This window comes from Paraburkholderia sediminicola, from assembly GCF_046026855.1.
Classification (GTDB): domain Bacteria; phylum Pseudomonadota; class Gammaproteobacteria; order Burkholderiales; family Burkholderiaceae; genus Paraburkholderia; species Paraburkholderia sediminicola_A.
Genome location: NZ_JAQQET010000053.1, coordinates 1 through 19,468, shown reverse-complemented (window position 1 = coordinate 19,468; position 19,468 = coordinate 1). Strand labels below are relative to the sequence as shown.

The following is a 19,468-nucleotide window of genomic DNA, read 5'->3' as shown; positions in this document are numbered from 1 at the left end:
TCAGTGGCCTGGATGCGTGATCTCAATCGCCCAGTGGAGTTTCGATAGGATCGGCGGCGGATCGTAACTACTTAATTCGAGCGTATACTCTCCTGGAGAAAGAGTGACGGTGCCTATCCTCAGCGAAAGAGAGCCATGCTCGCTGTCCCGCCAGCCATGTGCCACAAGCCTACTTATTTGAGTGTCCGTCGCCAAATAGAAGGATGAGTCTTTTTTCTTGATTAACAGAGATGAAGATATAAGCGGGAATTTCGGTGGGGAAGATTTGGATTCCCACTTATCTTTCTGATCACTTTTCAGAGCGTATAATTCTTTCAGCTCAGCGCTTGTTCGGTATATCAAGCTGAGATCAATGTCATATGGATTTTCATTTTTTATTAAGAAATCCATCTTGATATGTCTTCCATAAGGTATTGATTCCATTTCCACGCTAAGCGGCGGAACCAATTTTCTGGTAAACTCTTGCCCAGAAGCCGCATGGAGATTTAACAAAAAGACGAGTGTCGTTACCCCAATCCACGCCATCAATTTTTCGGATATTCTGATTGAAATTCGTAGGAATATGTGACGCAGAGAACAGTTGGCCATTGAAGATTCCCCGAAATTGCTTGCCTTTAGGGCCTTTGAACTCGAAAACATACGCCTCTGTCACGCAAGTTCAAGGCGCGCTAGGTTGCGGTAGGTCCGCCGGCGACCAACCTGCCTGTTGTCTTGCGTAACATTTTGTTACTTTGTGTTACCAGTTAATAACAACAAATTGATATTTACAAGTGCTGGTTAACGTTAGGTCTCGACTATTTCACAATCTTCACAAAGTAAAAACTGGAAAGCGGGTTCCCTCGCATCGCGAGCCTCGGCAGAAAATTCAGGCCGTACGCAAGCTCATACACAAATGGGCGCAGGCGCATGGCCATGCGCGAGCCTCGCTGGAATTCACGACTGTAGAAAACGCCGGCAAAATCTCACCAACGGGGTCGCCGTGCCAATCGCGTTGATGTCACGAGAAGACGACAGGCGTCACCAACTCGGATCGGATCACAGAGCAATTCACGTCGACCGCGCAGCAATGCGAGGAGCTTGCGCTGGCCAGCGAAGCCGCGCTGAGAGGAGGTGGAGCACCTGGTTGATATGCCTCGCGAACAAGCTACTACGATAAGTATCATTATCACAATAGTACGATTGTTGTGCCAAACTGGCGCGTATGAAAACGCGCCTTACCCCGACACCTTCGCCCGAACCTCGCTCCGTGGATTTCCCCGACGCCGATGAACTGGCCATGCTGCGCGCGTGGTACGCCGGCATGCCGGTCCGTAAAGCCGTGGAACGCTACCTGACGGACCGCGTTGGAGCAGGGCAGTCGGCGCGCGGGGTGCTCGGCGCAGTTCGTCGGCGGCTGGCAAAGATTGCACGGCAGGTCGGCCGGCCGGATCTCGCCGCGGTTTTTGCGCACCCTGACGGTGAGCGTTTACGGGAAGCGCGGGCGGTTGCAGACGCGATCGAAATCCTGCGGCATGCCCGCCTGCCGGTTCCGCAGATCAGCGACGACATCGGGCTCTGGCTGCCGGCACGCGCGGTCGCTACCCTGCGCGCGCACGGTATCTCGACGCTGTCGGACCTCACCGTACGGATTCCGCGCCGGCGCCAGTGGTGGAAATCCATTCCCGGGCTCGGCCTTGCCAGTGCGCGGCACATCGAGGCATTCTTTGCGGCGTACCCGGAGTTAACCGAGCGGGCGAGGGCGCTCATCGCCGTCTTACCGGGCAGCGGCATCGTGCCGTGGGAACAGCTGCGGCTACCGCACGAAGTCGACGGTTCGGCCGGCGCCTATCGCGCGCCACGCGCCACCTGCACACTCGATGCAGACAACGATTACCAGGCCGTTCAGGCGTGGCTGTCGCTGCACGAGTCTGCCGCGACGCAGCGCGCGTACCGCAAGGAAGCCGAGCGACTGATCCTGTGGGCGATCGTCGAGCGGGGGCGGCCGCTGTCGTCGCTGACCACCGAGGACGCGGTCGCCTACCGCGCGTTCCTGCGTCGACCGACCCCGCGGGAGCGGTGGGTGGGACCGGTTCGGCCGCGCAGTGCAGCCGACTGGCGTCCATTCTCGGGCGGCCTGTCGGCCCGCTCGGCCGCCTATACGCTGTCCGTGCTGGGCGCGCTGTTCCGGTGGCTCATCGAGCAGCGGTACCTGCTCGCGAATCCGTTTGCCGGCGTCAAGGTGCGGGGCAGCGCCCGCGCGAGCGTGCTCGACACGTCGCATGTGTTCACTGAAGTGGAATGGCTGCTGATCCGGGCGATCGCCGACGGCCTCGAGTGGTCATACGGCTGGGCGCCTGTGGCGGCACAGAGACTGCGCTTCGTGCTGGACTTCGGCTATGCGACGGGCCTGCGCGCAAGCGAACTGGTTGGCGCGTCGCTCGGCGACATCGAGACCGACGCGCACAGCGACCATTGGCTCAAGGTCGTCGGGAAAGGGCGCAAGGCGGCCAGAGTCGCATTGCCGCCGCTCGCCCGCACGGCGCTCGATCGTCACCTGGTCGAGCGCCGGCTATCCGTGACGCCCAGCCGCTGGCGCCCGGACACGCCGCTGATCGAGAGTCTCGCCGGGGACGGTACGGCGCGCATCACCAGTGCACGCCTCTGGAACGTGCTGCGGCGGTTCTTTGCCAGGACCGCCGATCTCATCGACGCCGACAGCCCCGCGGTTGCAAAAAAACTGCGGCAGGCGAGTCCGCACTGGATGCGCCATACCCATGCGACCCATGCGCTCGCGCACGGTGCCGAACTGACCATCGTGCGCGACAACCTCCGTCATGCCTCAATCTCGACGACCTCAATCTACCTGCATGGTGATGATGTCATGCGGGCTCGGCAAATGGCGGAAGCTTTTGTCGCCAGCAAGTGAATACCCGCACTAGATGCAAACGCTAGGCAAGTAAGCGTGCAGCTCCAGGTGCGAAGGCGTCAGGGATCAAAGCCGGATGGTCGCGATTCGGCACAAAGCGCAGGGTGCATCCCGGGGAGCCCGAGGGCGCGGCGCAGGCTCGCCGGGATGCATCCCTATGCAGGCGCTCGTTGACGCTTTGTTAGCGTACGCAAAAACGAGCCAGCTCCGCTGTAGACCCCGCACTCGCCGCTGCCAAAGGCAGGCTTTCCCTCACCTAGAAAACATGAGACAATCAAATTAGTCCATTTGATTGATGTAAAAATACATTGATAATCAACTATTTAGGAAAATGCTGGACGAAATGAATGAAGTTCAATCAGATTTAGCCCAGCTGATTCGATTGGCTCTCGCTGAACAGACCGAAGACGTGAGGCTGTTCGTGGCGAGGCTCGTGCGCAAATACCGCAATACCGATCCAGCGCTGGCCGAACAGATGGACCTCTACCTGCGCGCGAAAGCGCCCCGCGCGGGCGCCCCCTTACGCAAGGCCACGCAGCCGACAGCACCTACGCACCCGTTGCCAGTTGACGATGAGTCACGGCTTTCGCTGCTGAAAGTATTTAAAGACACGCCAGACCGAGAACAGCCACTGCTGTCAGTCGACCTCGAAGAGACCCTAAGCCAACTGATTCAGGAGCGTCGGCAAGTGGAGCGGCTGGCGTCGATGGGCTTGAACCCGACACGCTCCGCAATCTTTGTCGGGCCGCCGGGTGTCGGCAAGACCCTGACCGCTCGATGGCTCGCCGCACAGTTGGGTGTGCCGCTGTACGTGCTTGATCTGACTGCAGTCATGAGCAGTCTGCTTGGTCGAAGCGGCAGCAACCTTCGCGCCGCACTCGATTTCGCAAAACGCACTCCTTGCGTGTTGTTGCTAGATGAAATCGACGCCATTGCCAAGCGCCGCAGCGACGATACCGATGTCGGCGAATTGAAACGCCTCGTCACGGTCATCCTGCAGGAGGTGGATGAATGGCCTGCTACGGGATTGCTGTTGGCGGCCACGAATCACGCAGATTTGATCGATCCGGCGCTATGGCGTCGTTTCGATCTGGTGATCAATTTCAAGACGCCTGAGATGACTGCCGTCAAGGCCGCAATCAAGCGGTTCTTGGGTCCTGACTATGCATTGTTCGGGCGCTGGATTGACATCCTGACTTTCGCCTTCAACGGAGAGTCGTTCAGCGACATCGAACGCGATCTTCAGCGTTTCCGCCGCGCAGTGGCACTCGGCACGGCCTCAGATGCCGATCTCATTGAAGAGTTCATCAAGTCGCGCGCGCTCGTTCTCGATCGCCAGCCCCGCATCGATCTGGCCGTGCTTCTGGCCAAGCAGACGCGCCTCTCACAGCACACCATTTCCGATATCACTGGCGTCAGCCGCGACACCATTCGGAAGTACACGAACGAGCAGTCATCCGCAGATAAGAACCAGAAAAGGAAACCTGACGCATGAGCCAAACGAACTTTCTGATCGGACGCGGCGAACTGCTGACCCACGATATCAAGGGCCCGAAGCGCATGCCGGGCAAGGTTGAGGTATACAGCTTTGAACAAGCCACGCAACGGCTAATGCCCCAGTTTTCCGAGGCGGCCGCAACACTCGATGCCCTGCCTCAGGACGCCTGCCCCGGCGACTTCGGTGTCGCCCGGCTGACAATGAACCCGAGCTACATCGCAAGATCCTTCTTTCCGGTGGCAATGTTACGCACCGTGGGTCTGGAATCTGTCGGCAGCCGCACCGTGAAAGTGACGCCGGACGGCTGGACCAAGAAGGGGGTGCCGCAGGAATGCACGACGACGGAACTGTTCGTCGCCGGCAAGCGCCAAGCATTTCGCAATCTGAAGAGCTGGACCCGTCAGATCGAAGCCGAATCCGACGAGGCGCTAGACTTGGCACACATTGAGAGGTTCTCGGCATTCGCGCCCAAGGAGCGCATTGCCAACTACGGCAGCGCGAAAGATCGATTCTTCGAAGTTGGTATCCATCTGCTGCCTGAAAGCCGCACATTTGTCCAGCAGGCCTTCGTGAAGTATGCCAAGGAGGTGGGCGTTAAAGTTCACGGCGATCTCGGTTTCACGGCAGGCAGCCTGTGGTTCGTGCCAATCGAAGGCAAACATGACCGCATTGAAAGGGTCGCGGAATTCGTGTTCGTGCGTGTCATTCGCCCGGTCCCAAAGCTACGTGGCATGCGCCCTGTGCAGCGCGCGGGTGAAGTGTCGGTAGGCTGCAGGCTGCCAACCGAGCAACCGCTGTCGTCGGAACCGAAAGTCGCTATCCTCGATGGCGGTTTGCCGAAACAGCATGTGATCGGTCCGTGGCTGCGTTCCTATCGCATCCTCGACGAAGACGCCGAGGACGACCCGGCAGGCCTGGAGCATGGCTTGGCCGTCAGTTCCGCATTCCTGTTTGGCCCCATCCAGCCGAATGGCACTGCCGCCCGTCCCTTCGCTTACGTGGATCACTTGCGCGTGCTCGACAAGGATGCCGATACTGAAGATCCGTTGGAACTCTACAGAACCCTCGGCTTCGTCGAACAGGTCCTGTTGTCGCGCCAGTACCAGTTCGTCAACCTCAGTCTCGGCCCGGATCTGCCTATCGAGGACACTGACGTTCATGCCTGGACCTCGGTCATCGACGATCTGCTGAGCGACGGCGATACGCTGATGAGCGTGGCGGTAGGCAATAATGGACAGATGGACCGCTCTTCGGGCAACGCCCGCGTCCAGGTTCCATCGGACTGCGTCAACGCGCTAGCAGTCGGTGCCACCAACGACACGGAAGCGAGCTGGGCCCGCGCGCCTTACAGCGCGATGGGCCCAGGCCGCAGTCCCGGCGTCGTCAAGCCCGATTTGATGGCCTTCGGCGGTGATGCAGGCAACTATTTTCATGTACTTTCACCAGGCAAAAAACCTCTACTCTCGCCACAACTCGGTACCAGTTTCGCTTCCCCTTACCTGCTGCGCAGCGCGGTCGGCATTCGCGCCATCCTCGGCGCAGAATTGACACCCTTGGCGATCAAAGCATTGCTGGTGCATGCCGCGGACGCTGCGACGCACGATAAGCTCGAAGTGGGTTGGGGCAAAGTACCGGAGGACTTGATGAGCATCATCACCTGCCCGGAGGGGGTGGCGCGCATCGTCTATCAAGGTGAACTCAAGCCAGGTAAATACCTCCGTGCCTCGTTGCCGCTACCGGTCGACGGCTTGAAAGGCAGCATCCGCCTCAAGGCAACCTTCTGCTATGCCTCGCCAACCGATCCGCAGGACGCGGCCGCTTACACCCGCGCGGGCCTTGAAGTTGTCTTTCGTCCCAGCGACGAGAAGATTAAGGCAGGCAAAGCCAACGCAGACACGAAGAGCTTCTTCGACATGAAGAAGTACGCGACCGAGGAAGAACGCCGCTCCGACATGGGCAAATGGGAGACTGTGCTTCACAGCGCAAAGAACATGCGTGGCAGCACCCTCAACAATCCCGTCTTCGATATCCACTACAACGCGCGCGAAGCCGGCGGCCGGGCAGCCGGAGCCGAGAAGATTCGCTACGCGCTGATCATCACCGTCGAAGCTCCGAAGCACGCTGATCTCTACAACGAGATCCTGCGTGCCTATGCAAAGACGTTGGTACCAATTCAACCGCAGGTGTCGTTGCCGATCCGCATTTGATAGCAGGGTGAGTGCGACGTTGAATCTTTCGGTATCAACTGAGCTGATTGTAACGGAGGCAGCGAATGCCGGAACCGCTTAAACGAAAAAGAAAAGACGGTGGGCTGTACGATCGGCCGCCAGAAATTGAAGACTGGCTCGGGAGACTGGAGACGGTCGATGCCGCAGAGCGACTTCGACGGTTTGCTATGCTGTCCAGGAAGAGTCTTGGATACGTGCCATCGGAAGCCGTGGTCCATTTCCTGCGGCGAGCTTGGACCGACGGAGCGCAGGAAGATTTTGAAAAGATCTTTCGCGTTCTTATGAAGCGGATTGAGCAGTCCCTGTGCGCGGCCATCTCCGATTCACGCATGGCCGGCGCCCGAGGTATCCGCGAAGAGATCATGGAGCGGTTTGCGGAGCGGATCGCTAAGGACTGCGGGCGGCGCATTGGTCTGCTCGACTTCTATGAAATCCGCTTTGATAAGGCATTCGCGGCTTTCCGCACATCCGCGCTGCGCCAGATCGGCCCGTCCGTTGTGGACACGGTGCCTTTGGGCACGGACAAGGACGACGGCTTGGAGATTTCGGCCGAGGTGGAATTCGCAGCTGCGGCCTTTCTAGGCGGCGATCCCGAAAAACTTGATGATCCGGCTTTCCGGTTGGAGCTGACCGCTGCGATTGACCGCCTACCAGATGACCAAAAGCAGGTCATCGGGTTGCTACTGCAAGGATTCCAGATCGACTCAAAGGATAAAGATGTCATGACCATTGCACGCATTCTGCAGTGTGACGAAAGGACGGTTCGCAACCGTCGCGACCGTGCTTGCAAGACGCTCAGATCCATTCTTCAACAGGAGAATGCACGATGATTGCTGAACAGCCGTCAAGTCGGAGTGAGGAAGAGGTTCTGGTTGCCTTTTCAGTCGAACCGATACATGACCGAAAGACGTTGGAGAAATATCTGACGGACTACCCAGAGCACGCGCAAGCACTTGTAAGCTGTTCGATTGAATTGATGGTGGATGCGACGCGCAATGTCGAAATTGTGGCAACGTCGGAGAAAGCGGTAGATCGGGCTTGGCAGCGGTTTCAATCCGTTGTTGGCCAACCTGAAGAAGCGTCAGTCATAAACCCCTTTGCCACGCTCAATCCAACCGCGTTCAAGTCGTTGGCAAAGAAGCTCAACATCAATAATTTGCTGCTGATACGCTTGCGCGACCGTGCAATCGACGCAGCGACGATACCGCGCCGCTTTGTTCAGAGGCTCTCGACCGAGTTGGGGGCAACGACAGATGCTGTCATGGACTATCTAAAAAATCCGCCGGCCATGGTTTCCGGGCACAGCTTCCGCTCGGCCGTGAAGCCCGCAGTTACCGAACAGATTTCCTTTGAAAAGGCCGTCGAGACTTCGCAGCTTACGCATGATCAGCAGGAAGCCCTCAAGGCGCTTCAGGATTAATCATGGATGCGACCGAGGCCGCTCGTCGAGAAGCAGAACGCATCCATAGATTGGCAGTCGCGGCGGGCAACGATCCATGGAAATTGCTCGACTTCGTCCGCCAGGAGGCAATCCGGAGAGAGCTGGACGTGTACGCCTTGCCAGCAGGGGATTCTCAACTCAAGGGCGGGCGGGCGACCTTCGATAGCCAGGCCGGGATCATTCTTTACGAAGACACGGGGTCTGAATTTGACCGCGCTTTCCTCATCGCCCATGAACTCGGGCATGTTGTCCTGGAGGGCGGAACACAGGATGTCGTGACAGAGCACGTCGAAGCGGATCGTTCCGTGGAGGATTCCCCGGTTGGCATCGAAAAAGTGCTCGACAATGGTACGCGAGAGCGGAGGGAGGTCCGCATGGATCTCTTCGCGCGCGAACTTCTCCTGCCACGCACGATGGCCCGGCATCTCCATCTGCACGACGGCTGCTCTTCAACGGACATTGCAGCGCGGCTTGGTGTGCCATCGCAGGTGGTTCAGCAGCAGCTGCTGGACGCGCTATTGTTGCCTGACGAGTCGTCTATCGAATTAGTCTCTGTTTCTGCTTCAGCCTTGACCCCTGATCCGACTCAGATCGCAGCAGCAAACCATCGCAATGGTGCCTTCCAGCTACAAGCGGGGCCAGGCACGGGTAAGACGCGAACGCTTGTGCGTCGTATCGAGAGCCTGCTTGCTGAAAGTGTCGACCCCACGTCCATCCTGGTTCTCACTTTCTCCAATAAGGCAGCCAATGAACTAAGCGAGCGGCTTGCTGCCAGCAACCCGACAGCGGCGGCAGCAATGTGGATTGGTACGTTCCACGCCTTCGGCCTGGATATCGTTCGTCGCTTTCACGACAAGTTGGGGCTTCCGCCCGATCCACGCCTGATTGATAAGTCGGAAGCGATCGAACTGCTTGAAGACGAACTACCCCGGCTACCACTTTGTCACTATCGAAATCTGTGGGATCCGACGCTCGATCTCAGTGACATGCTCAATGCGATATCGCGAGCCAAGGACGAGGTTTTAGATGCCGCAGCGTATCGCGCCTTGGCTCAAACCATGGCGAACAACTCCGGTCATGACGCAGAGGCGGTTACCCGGGCGGAGAAGTGCTTGGAGGTCGCGCTGCTGTTCGAGACCTATGAGCGACTTACGGCAGCAAGGCAACTGATCGATTTCGGAGACCTGGTCGCGCAACCTGTGCGGCTGGTCGAATCCGACGCCGAAGTGAGCGGTGCATTGAAAGCGCGCCACCAGCATGTTCTCGTTGACGAGTACCAAGACGTCAACCGTGCATCGGTGCGTTTGCTGAGAGCGATTGTGGGCGAAGGGCGAAATCTTTGGGTCGTGGGAGATGCGCGCCAGTCCATCTATCGGTTTCGTGGTGCGTCGGCCACCAACATGGCGCAGTTCTCTTCAGACTTCCCTGGCGCGCAGGTGCGCCAGCTAGGCATTAACTATCGCTCGGGTCAGGAGGTCATCGAGGTATTCACGACGTTCTCAAGCACGATGAAGGCATCGAGAGGAGCATTGCCTCTGCAACTGGTGGCTAGTCGCGGCACCTTAAATGCACCGTCGGAATTTCGGGTGGTCAAAACACCCGACGATGAAATATCGGCGGTAGCGGCTGCAATCCTAGAGCGGCGCGACGCGGGAGTTCCATTTCGCAGACAGGCGCTGCTCTGTGCGTCCAACGCCCGCCTGAGCGATATTGCCGAAGGCCTGGAGGCAAGGGGTATTCCGGTGCTGCACTTGGGTAACCTCTTTGAACGCCCGGAGATCAAGGATCTGCTTGCCTTGCTTTCGATGTTGTCGGACCCATATGCGGCGGGCCTAATCAGGGCCGCAACGATGTCGACGCACGAGATGCCGTTAGAGGATGTAATGCAAATCATCGGATATCTCAGGGAAAACAATGCTGCTCCTCTCGACTGGCGGCTGGTAGGTGCGAAGCTGCCAAACCTTACGACCGAGAGCCAGGCCGCGTTGACTCGCGTAGCGGATCTCTTTGCCGGCCTGAATCCGACGGGCAACCCCTGGACCATCCTAGCGACCTGGGTGATCGACCGGTTGGGTATGGCAAAAAACCTGTATTTAGCAAACAGTCCCCAAAGCCGAATGAAGGGGCTCGCGCTGTGGCAATTCCTTAACTTTTGCCGTCGCCAGCCGGCGGGAATCGGAATTCCGAGCGTGCGCCTGCTTGATCGGATTCGCCGTCTCCTCGTGCTATCCGAGGATCGTGGTCTTCGCCAAATGCCAGGAGTTGCAGAAGAGATTGATGCGGTACGCCCGATGACGATCCATGGCAGCAAGGGTCTTGAGTTCGACATCGTGCATATTCCCGGCATGGTGACCTCGGGGTTGCCACGTAACAACACCCCACCGCGCTGCGTGCCCCCAGATGGCCTGATTCACGGTTCGCAGGGCTTGACCGGTTTGGAGGCGGTTAGAGCAGGACATGACGAGGAAGAGGAGTGCCTGTTTTTCGTAGCGCTATCGCGCGCCCGCGATCGGCTATTTCTCTATGCGTCCTCGGTCCAGCCCGATGGCAAGGTACGCAGCCCTTCAAAATTCATTCCGGCAATCGATTGTCTGCTTGTCCGTCCTGCCAATCCGTCTCAGTGCGGCGAAGTAGTGACGCCAGTAACCGCCATCGATATTACTTGGGAGGAAAAACCGGTCTGGACCGAGAACCAGATCAACCTGTTTGAGAGATGCCCGCGACGGTTTCTGTACACGCATGTGCTCAAGCTCGGCGGGCGTCGTACGGAAACAGCTTTCATGAAGATGCACAACGTCGTCAGCGACGTGTTCGAGTGGCTGAAAACGGCCCACGAGACGACGACCCCGAGCGAAGCCGAACTCGACACGCGCTTTGAGGGGGCTTGGCAAGCGAATGGTGCAGTGGATCATGGATATGCTGACGACTATCGGCGCATCGGTCGCCGCCTGGTTGACTACCTCATCGAAACCCGAAGCACTGGCGTCCGCTCGTCGGTCGCGCCTCTGTCACTAGGTTGGGCCGAGGGTGACATTTTCGTCAGGCCAGATAGCGTTGCCCGTGGCGACCAGGGGCAGGTCGTGGTCGGGCGGGTCAAGACGGGCAAACCAAAGTCGAATGCCTTTGACGATATCGAATACACCATTCTTCATCTCGCCGCGGTGCAGGCTTACGGTGGCCAAGCACAGGTAGAGGTAACTTTCCTGACCAGCGAGACCACGATGCCGATGTCGATCTCGGCGAAGAAACTTGAGACAAGACGACAGAAAATTCAGAACATTGTTCAAAGTGTCCGCTCCGGCGACTTTCCGCTCAAAGCAGAAGCGCGCGCCTGTCCACGCTGCCCCAGCTTCTTCATTTGCGGCGATCTGCCCGACGGCGCCATCACCGTAAAAAAATTGTAGGCAGCTTTCCGGTTCTGAAATGGGCTGCGATTAACTGACTGAAGGCCAGAAAACTGCACTCCCGCAGCGGCCAACAGAAAGGTAATCATATGCAAACCTATCCTACTGCCGGCAATAACCGGATTCATGACGAAGATGCTGGTGGCGCAGCCCACCACATAATCGAAGTCGCCGATCAAACCCTGACTTATCGGCAGGTCCGTATCGAGGACCGCACCCCAACCGGCGCGCAGCTCGCCGTCGCCGCCGGCTTCAAGTCGGTTGATGATGTCAGTGTGCTGCAGGTCCTGCCGGACGGTGAACTGGAGGATGTCCGCCCCACGGAGACCGTGGATCTGCCCCGGACGGAACGGCGCTTCGTTATCATCGAGAGCGATCGTGCTTACCGGCTGACCATCGATGACCAGCGTTTTGATTGGCCCTGCCGAATTGTCTCGGGAGGACTCTTGCGCAAGCTTGGGCAAGTACCTGCCGACAGGGTCATCTACTTCGAACGGTACGATCAACCGGATCGCCTCTTGGGCGAACACGATCTTGTCGATCTCAACGCTGCAGGAGTTGAAGCGTTCGTCAGTCGGAAGCGGTCGTGGAAGTTGAACGTACAGGGAGTGTTGCTGGAGCTTCCCGCGCCGACTATCGTGGTGCGCGAAGCGCTGGTCCTGGCCGGGTTCAACCCGGATCAAGGCTGGCAGATTTTCCTCAAGGTCGCCGGGCAGCCGAAGCAGCCTGTCCAGCTTACTACCGAGATCGATCTGCGTACGCCCGGCATCGAAAAGCTCCGGCTCACGCCGAAGGATGTCAACAACGGCGAGGGCCCCGCAAACCCTTGCCGGGCGTTCGCTCTACTCGACATCGACGAAGCACATCTCGATCGCCTCGGCTTGCGGTGGGAAACCATTATTGAAGCCAATCGGCGCTGGCTCCTCCTCCACGACTATCCGCTGCCGGCCGGCTATACCGTCACCGACACGAAATTGGCATTGGAGATCCCGCCCACCTATCCGGGCGCACAGATCTATGGCTTCTATGGCTACCCGCCGCTCGCGTTGGCTTGCGGGCGGACAATCCAGAGCACTCAGCTTCGTGGAGTCCTGCTCGGCGTCGAGTATCACGGGTGGTCTCGGTACCGTGGCCCAGCAGCGCCTTGGAATCCCGCCACGGATAACGTGGCTACCCAACTCGCTTTGGTCGATGCGGCACTTGCCAAGGAGGTCGGCGAATGATCCCCGAGACGACTCTGGCTTTCAGCGGTGTCCTGCATGCTGAGCTAAAGGGGCACCTCTTTCCGGAGGATGGACTGGAAGCGGCTGCCATCCTGATCTGCACACGTACGCCGGGCCCGCGATTCCGCCTGCTGGTCCGGGACATGATCCTTGTCCCGCACGCCGCTTGCCAACGCCGGGAGCATGATGGCATCACTTGGCCGGGGGAATACTTGGAACAAGCGATCGACGTAGCTGAGCCGGCTGGCCGTGCTGTCATCCTTATCCATTCACACCCCGGCGGTCTCTTTGCGTTCTCAATAGCGGACGACGAGAGCGACCAACGGGTAATTCCCAGTTTGTTCCATGCGTTCGGTGCCTTTCATGGTTCGGCTGTCATGACGACGGATGGTGCGGTCCGTGCACGCCTCTATGATTCTGACCTCGAGGAGCGCCCGGTTGATCTTGTGACCGTCTCCGGTGACGATCTAAGCTATTGGTGGGCGGACAATGCTACCGATCGCGGCCCCAGGGATCGGCCTATTGCGTTTACCAGCGGCATGACCGCCGAACTTGGGCGGCTTTCTGCTTTGGTGGTCGGCGCTTCCGGAACGGGGTCGATCACTTGCGAACAGCTCGCCCGCTTGGGATTCGGCCGCGTTCAGGTAGTCGATTTCGACCGGGTCGAATGGAAGAACCTGAATCGAATCCTCAACTCTAGCCATGCTGACGCCGCGGCAAATCGCCTGAAGGTCCAGGTGTTTGCCGAAGCTGTGACCGGCTATCGCGGCCAAGGCATCGCCGTTCCGGTGCCGGCATCGATCACGACGCGGGAAGCAGTGCTCGCGGCCGCCGACTGCGATGTCGTCTTCTGCTGTGTTGACACCCTTGAAGCCCGGCATATTGCCGATCTGATCGCGGCAGCATTCTTACTGCCGCTATTCGACGTCGGCGTGGTGATTCCGGTGCGCAAGAAGGGGGACACGTTTGCGGTCGCCGACGTGTGCGGACGCATTGACTACGTTCAGCCAGGCGGCTCAACCTTGCAAGACCGCGGCATCTACACACCGGAGAGTTTGCGCGGTGAATACCTTCGCCGAGTCGCACCTGAGGCTCATCAACAGGAACTCGAAGCCGGCTATCTCAGGGGCCTTGTGGACGAGGCGCCGGCGGTGATTACGCTCAACATGCGTGCAGCCTCAGCGTGCGTGAACGAGTTCATTGCGCGTGCGTATCCGTTCCGGTTGGAGCCTAACACCCTCTATGCGCGTACGGAGTTCAGCCTTGCGGCCTGTGAGGAAGAGTATTTCGCCGAGACTGCTTTCACGCGCACACCGAATCTCATTCTTGCGCGCGGCAATGCAGAGCCCCTTCTGGGTATGCCGATTCTCAATCGGGTCGTGAGATGATGAGTATAACGAAGGTACGGAAATGGTGGCGCAACGCGCTGGCACGCTTTAGTCCGCGTCGCAGGCTACGTGTCATTGAGGGTGACAGCTTGCCCTCTCGACTCCCCAGACGCGACTTGATCCTTGCGCGTGACGGTGGCGAAGACTGGTGCGTTGGGATGCGCTGCCCTTGCGGTTGCGGCTGTGCAATCGAACTACTGGTAGTTGCGGAGGCCAAGCCTCGCTGGGATGTGGAAGTCGACGCGAATGGCGCGCCAACGCTTACGCCGTCGGTCTGGCTGCAGAAAGGCTGCGGCTCACACTTCTGGGTTCGCATGGGCCGGATTTACTGGTGCTGAACTGCCCCACCGGCGAGTTTTTTGTACCCATCCTTCTTTGGCGTCCATGGACCCCAGTGCTCAGCCGAAAAAGTGCAAAAATCACGGTTATTCGGATGCTGCGCAGACGGGTCAACCCCTATCGAGAAAATGATGAGCCGTGAAAAATCGAGACGCGCGCGGCAAGCCGCCGAAAGCCTTTTCGGGAATATGCCGGCCGATTGTTCTACCTCGGCCGGTCGGATCGCAAAGCTGTTCGACGTTCCTTTCGCGAATGAAGCACCCTTACGCTGCCTCAGGATGGCCTCACAACGTTGCCGACTCGATCGAACTACCGCCCGGCTATGAGGGTCCAGCGCATATGCGGGATGCGCTGGGCCGCGCCTGGCGTATGGACTGGGTCAAAGGCGGAGAAGTCGAGCCTGTCCTCAGATTGCCTGTCGGATGGGGGGTACCGACAGGTCCGTAGACGGCGTGCTCCGGACCTACTCTGCCGGGATCGTTCGTGCCGAGGGAAGGCTCGCCCAAGGCGCGGTGTGTGGATACTTCCGCGATACTACATGCAGGCAGAGTTCAATACCTTGGATGATCACTGTCGCGACCGAGTCGTGGTCGGAATCACCTCAGAACGAGGCGAATCCGGCACATGACGGGGCAGACGCAAACACATCTCTTAAAAGTATCAGATCGAGAAAACAGAATGAAAACGAACCAGGCAGAAGTGAAGGGCAATAGCGGAGATGAACGGCCGTCGTTGTCCGGACGGTGCAAGGAACTATCTGACACAGTCAAGGGCGTGGGCATTTTCATCGCCGGCGCCACGTTGCTGTCCTTGTTTGCACCGGCTGCGCTAGTTCCTGGAACGCTCTCTCTGATCGTCAAGCTTTTTGTGTCGGGCCTGATTTTAAGAGTCTTGTTTGTATGTATGCCAAAGAGGGAGCTGCTTCATAAAGTCGGGGCGAAGATAGCGGAGATATACCGTTTACTGGCGACATTTCAAAAGCTGTATGTCAATGCGTGCATTGTCTCGGCTGCATGTTTCCTGACTGGATGGATGGGTGGGCAGCCTTTTCTGCGTCTCAGCATAATGATGGTTCTGGCTTTCTGGGGAGCTGTCGTTGTCTACGATGTCCTGCGCTGGTACAAGGTCCTGTCCGGCCATCTTGTCGGTAAGGCGGTAATCGGGATCGCGTTTGTCGCGGCCTCCAATCTTGCCTATAGTTTGGCAGGTCAGCAGATTGCTTCGGTTGTCCATGTTGCACCGACAAACTTTACCCATACAATACTTTTCATCGCACTTGCGACGATCCCCGTGCTGCTGATCTTTGCCGGAGGGATGGCGTTCTTCGCGTGTCTTTTCATGTCGGCACTTGTCATGCTGCCCGTGATGCTTGGGAAACACGTCCATCACGCAGTGGAGTGGCTGCTCGCCGGAACGCTACCGAAATCAGACCTTCAGTATGCGATGGTAACGCGGATGTTCCAAGTGGTCTTCTACGGAGTGGTTGGATCCCTCCTGTTCACACAGGGGCAGCGTGGCATGCCTTGGTACGACAAAGAAATCTCCCATGCGGCAACATGGTTGGTTTTCAATTTCGACATGTTCGAAGGGGCAGAGTGCAAGCTCGGTGAAGGTTATAAATTGGCACCATTGGGAGACGCGAAGTTCCTGATAGCGAAGAGATCGCCTGCTGGTGAAATCAACTTTGAGCATCCGGTCAAATGCGACGATCTACCCGCAACTTGATCCTGCCGCAGCAGACCGTTCCCCGTCTTACGACAGCAACGGCAACATGTCCGGGTACGCCGGATGGTCATATGGCTACGATGCCAACAATTGCCTGAAGTCGGCACCAACGGGCTTCTTGGCATCCCGAACATCAGTTTTTCCTGCGATGCCAAGGGCCGCATGCGCCAGACCGTCGACACGATTACAATGCTCTACACGTGTCGTTCTCAATAAATAGTACGGCGGCGTTGCCGGCGACCGTGAGGCTGAAGAAAATTGACGTAGCTGGCTACGGTAAGCGTTGAGTTTCAAGCACGAGAGTAATGGCAGATAGCTGGTCGGATTTGCTGTTCATGCCGGACGATGGCGCTGTTCATGTCGTTCTCCGTATTTGATATAGGGACTGCGATGTGCGTGAACATTACACTGTTGCTTGTAACTTGACCAAGTAGGCAAGTACAACGGTCTCATCCGCGATGACTTCGCACTTTAACACCTCGCCGCTAACGGAATGAAGAGCTGCTTTCGGCAGACACGAAAGTCCGCTCCGGGTGGATACTGTTGAAAAAGTTGGAGCGGTCGTCATCCGTTTCGGTTCGGCCACGAAGCAAAATAGCTCAATATCGACGGCGCAATAGCACTTTCCGTTGTCGACGTTCAGGCGATACCGTGGACGCCATCCGAGCGACTAACCACGCGATGTAGATCGTTCACCACCCAATGAGGATGATTGTCGCGCGGATCTGAAATCTCGAGTACATGTTGTGTACGAGTCACGACGACTGGACGTGCACAGTTACCCTTGGGTCCCTTTGACGAACAAATTTGTGGCAGTGGTAGCAAGATGTGCCTTGAGGTCGTGTCCTATTAGGAGATAACTGCAATCGTCTTTTGGACGGCCATCATCGTCGTAGTCCGGGTAACGGTAGCCGTCTGTCGCAAGGACCCAGGGGACAGCAGAAGCGCCTGTGATCGTAGTGACGTCGGGCACACGGAATCTCTTCGCGTTTAGCGTTCGGGTAACGATGTGACGTTTGGACGCATCCACGCTGAATCCTAACTCCTCGTAGGCATTTTCCAACGTGTGGGTTCGGGTAAGCCACTCTATATCTCCTTCTGGTGACTGAGAGCCGAGCGTACAGTCGCCACAGTGGAACACTGATGCGTCCGCCTCACCGTGGCGGAAAAGAAAGGCTATATAGGAGGCTCGTTCCGAAACGAATCTTTCGGCTCGAAGCTGCCTTTGCGCTGCATGCAAATAAGTGACTACAGCGTCTTCAGACGGAGCGTCGTGACTCAGACGGTCTAAGACTTCAGCAATCCAGGTTGCATTAAATCTCGTGCCATATTCGCCGCGAGGTGACGCATCCATCACTATGGAGAATGTGTAAGTTTCGCATTGATAGATGCCGCAAGCGTCGCGATTTTCCGAGCATGTAGAGCCCTGTGTGCTGTGCCATTGCCACGTGGCAAAAGTAGCACTCATGCCAATTCGCCGAAGGATATGATGAGGTCGATGCGCTTATGGATCACTTGTTCGCGGGCCACATCGTTATTACTCGCCGTGGCGACCGCATAGTCAAAATCCCGATGCTGTTGCAACGCGTGCAGTTGACTACTGACGTATGAACGTAACTCTTTTGCGGCATGCAGAATTTCCTCGGCGATCTCGGGACGACCGTCAATCAACGTGAGAATGTCTTCTGCGTCGTTACTTTCTAGTGGATCGTTGTTGCCACGCGATAGATAAGCGGCCAGTTTTGTGGCGAGGAAATGCTCGGGACGGACAACCTTCACGATTGTCCCTTCGCCGACATCATGCGGCTCGGCACTCTCGAGGGCGTCCCGATACCATGCATTTCCAAACTTCAAGATCGTGGCGTCATCAGGCATGAAATCAACACGCAGACTCCCGAGGAACATGGCGCAGATAGGTGCATCTTCTTCCATATTTTCGCGAAAACCTTTCTCCCGAAGGCGTTCGGTCAACTGGTCCCAATAGGCGTAGCTCAGTACGTGCACGATAAGGTCAACGTCATCCGTGTGCCTTACCTGTTGCTTTGTGTAGAGATCTGTTAATAATAGAGCTGTGGTGCACCCGCCAACGAATGCAACGTCCTGACACAGTTCCGGACCCATCGCCTTCGCGACAGTCCGTATCATCGTGATGTGATCGTCGATGGTAGCCATTTCAAAAATCGAGTAATCGCCGTAGTTGAGTTATCGCCAGTTTGCGCTCACGGGGTTGACCAAGGCGGATCGAGTCGACGATCGCAAGCAGCCTATAAAGCATTTCATCATCTCGGATTGCGGACGGTACGGTTTTGTACAGCGGTTCAACCACGAGCCCCAGCGTATCTCCATGCGGATCCGGCCAGACAGGGGGGTGCTCGCCAGCGTTGCGGAGTATGCCCTGAAAAATAGGCGCTGTGAGGCCGGTCGGAATGCCGCGTGCCAAGCCGAGCATTTTTGCCGGGAAGACAAACCGTACGCCATATGAGAGAAATTCCTCAAGCCCTCGCCGATTGACGACTGGGCTTCCGCCAAGTCGCTGTGGTCTGGCGAGGCCGTTGGCGTAGCAACGGCCGAGTGCGTTGCTCACTTCGGACTTGCTTATGCCAATGGCACTTGACAAGCCGCGCACGCTATAAGGATCGAACTCGAGGTTTAACACGAACGGCGTTGCGGCACTGCTATCCTCATCGTCCGGCATCTCGTGCGTCGATTCGACTTCACGGTTGAGATCCTCGGGCTTTTCGGTAATAGCCGGATTCGGAGCATTCGCTCGCCGCTCCAGCGCGACCAGCTTGAGCAGAAGCAGAATGTCTTGACTTTTCATTTCCCTCACCGGTGTCTTGTCCACTGTCCGTGGACGATGGACACATTGTTTCGCGGCTTGTCCGCGCTGTCAACCGGTGATTTGGGCTCAGTAAAAGTCGTCCGCGGTCCATGGACCGCGGACGCACTTTGCGAGAGAAATCAGAACTGTCAATCACCCGCAAGCGTCGGTTTGCCCAAAACTGTTCCGGTCTGTCGGTCCGCCGTTCGGGGCCGAGCGGCGGACCGGGAACAAAATGGCCGCGCGATGTTTTTGCGCAAAACCCGTTCCTTCGGGCGCGGCGCGAGGGCATTGCGGCCGCCCAGACGGCGTCCCAGGGGGCTATCTCGCGGCCACCTCAGCGGGGGCCATCGCAACGGTCAGTGGTCCGAGTGCGAGTAGAGCAAGAACAAAATCATGCAAAAACGGGAACAGTTTCATGCAAGCCAACGGCGACCGAACACCGGTTCGCGCGCCATTTTTAACTTGACATAACATAATTTATCAACATATTGGA

Annotated in this window: 13 protein-coding genes; 10 read left to right on the top strand and 3 right to left on the bottom strand. The window is 57.6% G+C overall.

The genetic code is table 11. The features are described from left to right. Window positions 1-588, bottom strand: coding sequence for a DUF5625 family protein (locus tag PQR40_RS36925; protein WP_408511111.1), 588 nt, complete (start codon window positions 586-588; stop codon window positions 1-3). A 613-nt stretch (window positions 589-1,201) separates the two neighbouring features. Between PQR40_RS36925 and PQR40_RS36920 the strand changes: the two genes are divergently transcribed. The 10 genes from PQR40_RS36920 (at window position 1,202) to PQR40_RS36875 (ending at window position 16,151) form a co-directional block, all read left to right on the top strand. Beyond that, a complete protein-coding gene (locus tag PQR40_RS36920; RefSeq protein WP_408511110.1) occupies window positions 1,202-2,905 on the top strand; it encodes a site-specific integrase in 1,704 nt (567 codons plus the stop codon). A 343-nt stretch (window positions 2,906-3,248) separates the two neighbouring features. Next, window positions 3,249-4,400 (top strand): AAA family ATPase, encoded by a 1,152-nt coding sequence (locus PQR40_RS36915; RefSeq protein WP_408511109.1) that lies wholly within the window; start codon window positions 3,249-3,251, stop codon window positions 4,398-4,400. Further along, window positions 4,397-6,610 (top strand): S8 family peptidase, encoded by a 2,214-nt coding sequence (locus tag PQR40_RS36910; RefSeq protein WP_408511108.1) that lies wholly within the window; start codon window positions 4,397-4,399, stop codon window positions 6,608-6,610. Before PQR40_RS36915 ends, PQR40_RS36910 begins: the two co-directional genes overlap by 4 nt. A 65-nt stretch (window positions 6,611-6,675) precedes the next feature. Beyond that, the gene (locus PQR40_RS36905; protein ID WP_408511107.1) at window positions 6,676-7,461 is read left to right on the top strand and encodes an RNA polymerase sigma factor; all 786 of its coding nucleotides are present in this window, start codon (window positions 6,676-6,678) and stop codon (window positions 7,459-7,461) included. Further along, window positions 7,458-8,051 carry a hypothetical protein gene (locus PQR40_RS36900; protein ID WP_408511106.1) on the top strand — a complete coding sequence of 198 codons (594 nt, stop codon included), beginning with the start codon at window positions 7,458-7,460 and terminating at the stop codon, window positions 8,049-8,051. The genes PQR40_RS36905 and PQR40_RS36900 overlap by 4 nt, the downstream gene beginning before the upstream one ends. Window positions 8,052-8,053: 2 nt before the next feature. Continuing rightward, on the top strand, window positions 8,054-11,476 hold the full coding sequence (locus PQR40_RS36895) for a UvrD-helicase domain-containing protein (protein ID WP_408511105.1): 3,423 nt from the start codon (window positions 8,054-8,056) through the stop codon (window positions 11,474-11,476). An 89-nt stretch (window positions 11,477-11,565) separates the two neighbouring features. Continuing rightward, window positions 11,566-12,699 carry a multiubiquitin domain-containing protein gene (locus PQR40_RS36890; protein WP_408511104.1) on the top strand — a complete coding sequence of 378 codons (1,134 nt, stop codon included), beginning with the start codon at window positions 11,566-11,568 and terminating at the stop codon, window positions 12,697-12,699. Further along, entirely contained in the window at window positions 12,696-14,087 is a 1,392-nt protein-coding gene (locus PQR40_RS36885) for a ThiF family adenylyltransferase (RefSeq protein ID WP_408511103.1), read from the top strand. The genes PQR40_RS36890 and PQR40_RS36885 overlap by 4 nt, the downstream gene beginning before the upstream one ends. After that, window positions 14,084-14,425 carry a ubiquitination-like system serine protease family protein gene (locus PQR40_RS36880; RefSeq protein WP_408511102.1) on the top strand — a complete coding sequence of 114 codons (342 nt, stop codon included), beginning with the start codon at window positions 14,084-14,086 and terminating at the stop codon, window positions 14,423-14,425. The genes PQR40_RS36885 and PQR40_RS36880 overlap by 4 nt, the downstream gene beginning before the upstream one ends. A gap of 679 nt (window positions 14,426-15,104) precedes the next feature. Continuing rightward, window positions 15,105-16,151: a hypothetical protein gene (locus tag PQR40_RS36875; protein WP_408511101.1), complete on the top strand. Its 1,047-nt coding sequence runs from the start codon at window positions 15,105-15,107 to the stop codon at window positions 16,149-16,151. Between the two features lie 1,464 nt (window positions 16,152-17,615). Here PQR40_RS36875 and PQR40_RS36870 read toward each other — a convergent pair. Both PQR40_RS36870 and PQR40_RS36865 read right to left on the bottom strand, forming a co-directional pair. Then, the gene (locus tag PQR40_RS36870) at window positions 17,616-18,323 is read right to left on the bottom strand and encodes a hypothetical protein (RefSeq protein WP_408511100.1); all 708 of its coding nucleotides are present in this window, start codon (window positions 18,321-18,323) and stop codon (window positions 17,616-17,618) included. A gap of 1 nt (window position 18,324) precedes the next feature. Next, complete coding sequence (locus PQR40_RS36865) at window positions 18,325-18,972, bottom strand: hypothetical protein (protein ID WP_408511099.1); 648 nt, start codon at window positions 18,970-18,972, stop codon at window positions 18,325-18,327. Between the last annotated feature and the right edge of the window lie 496 nt (window positions 18,973-19,468).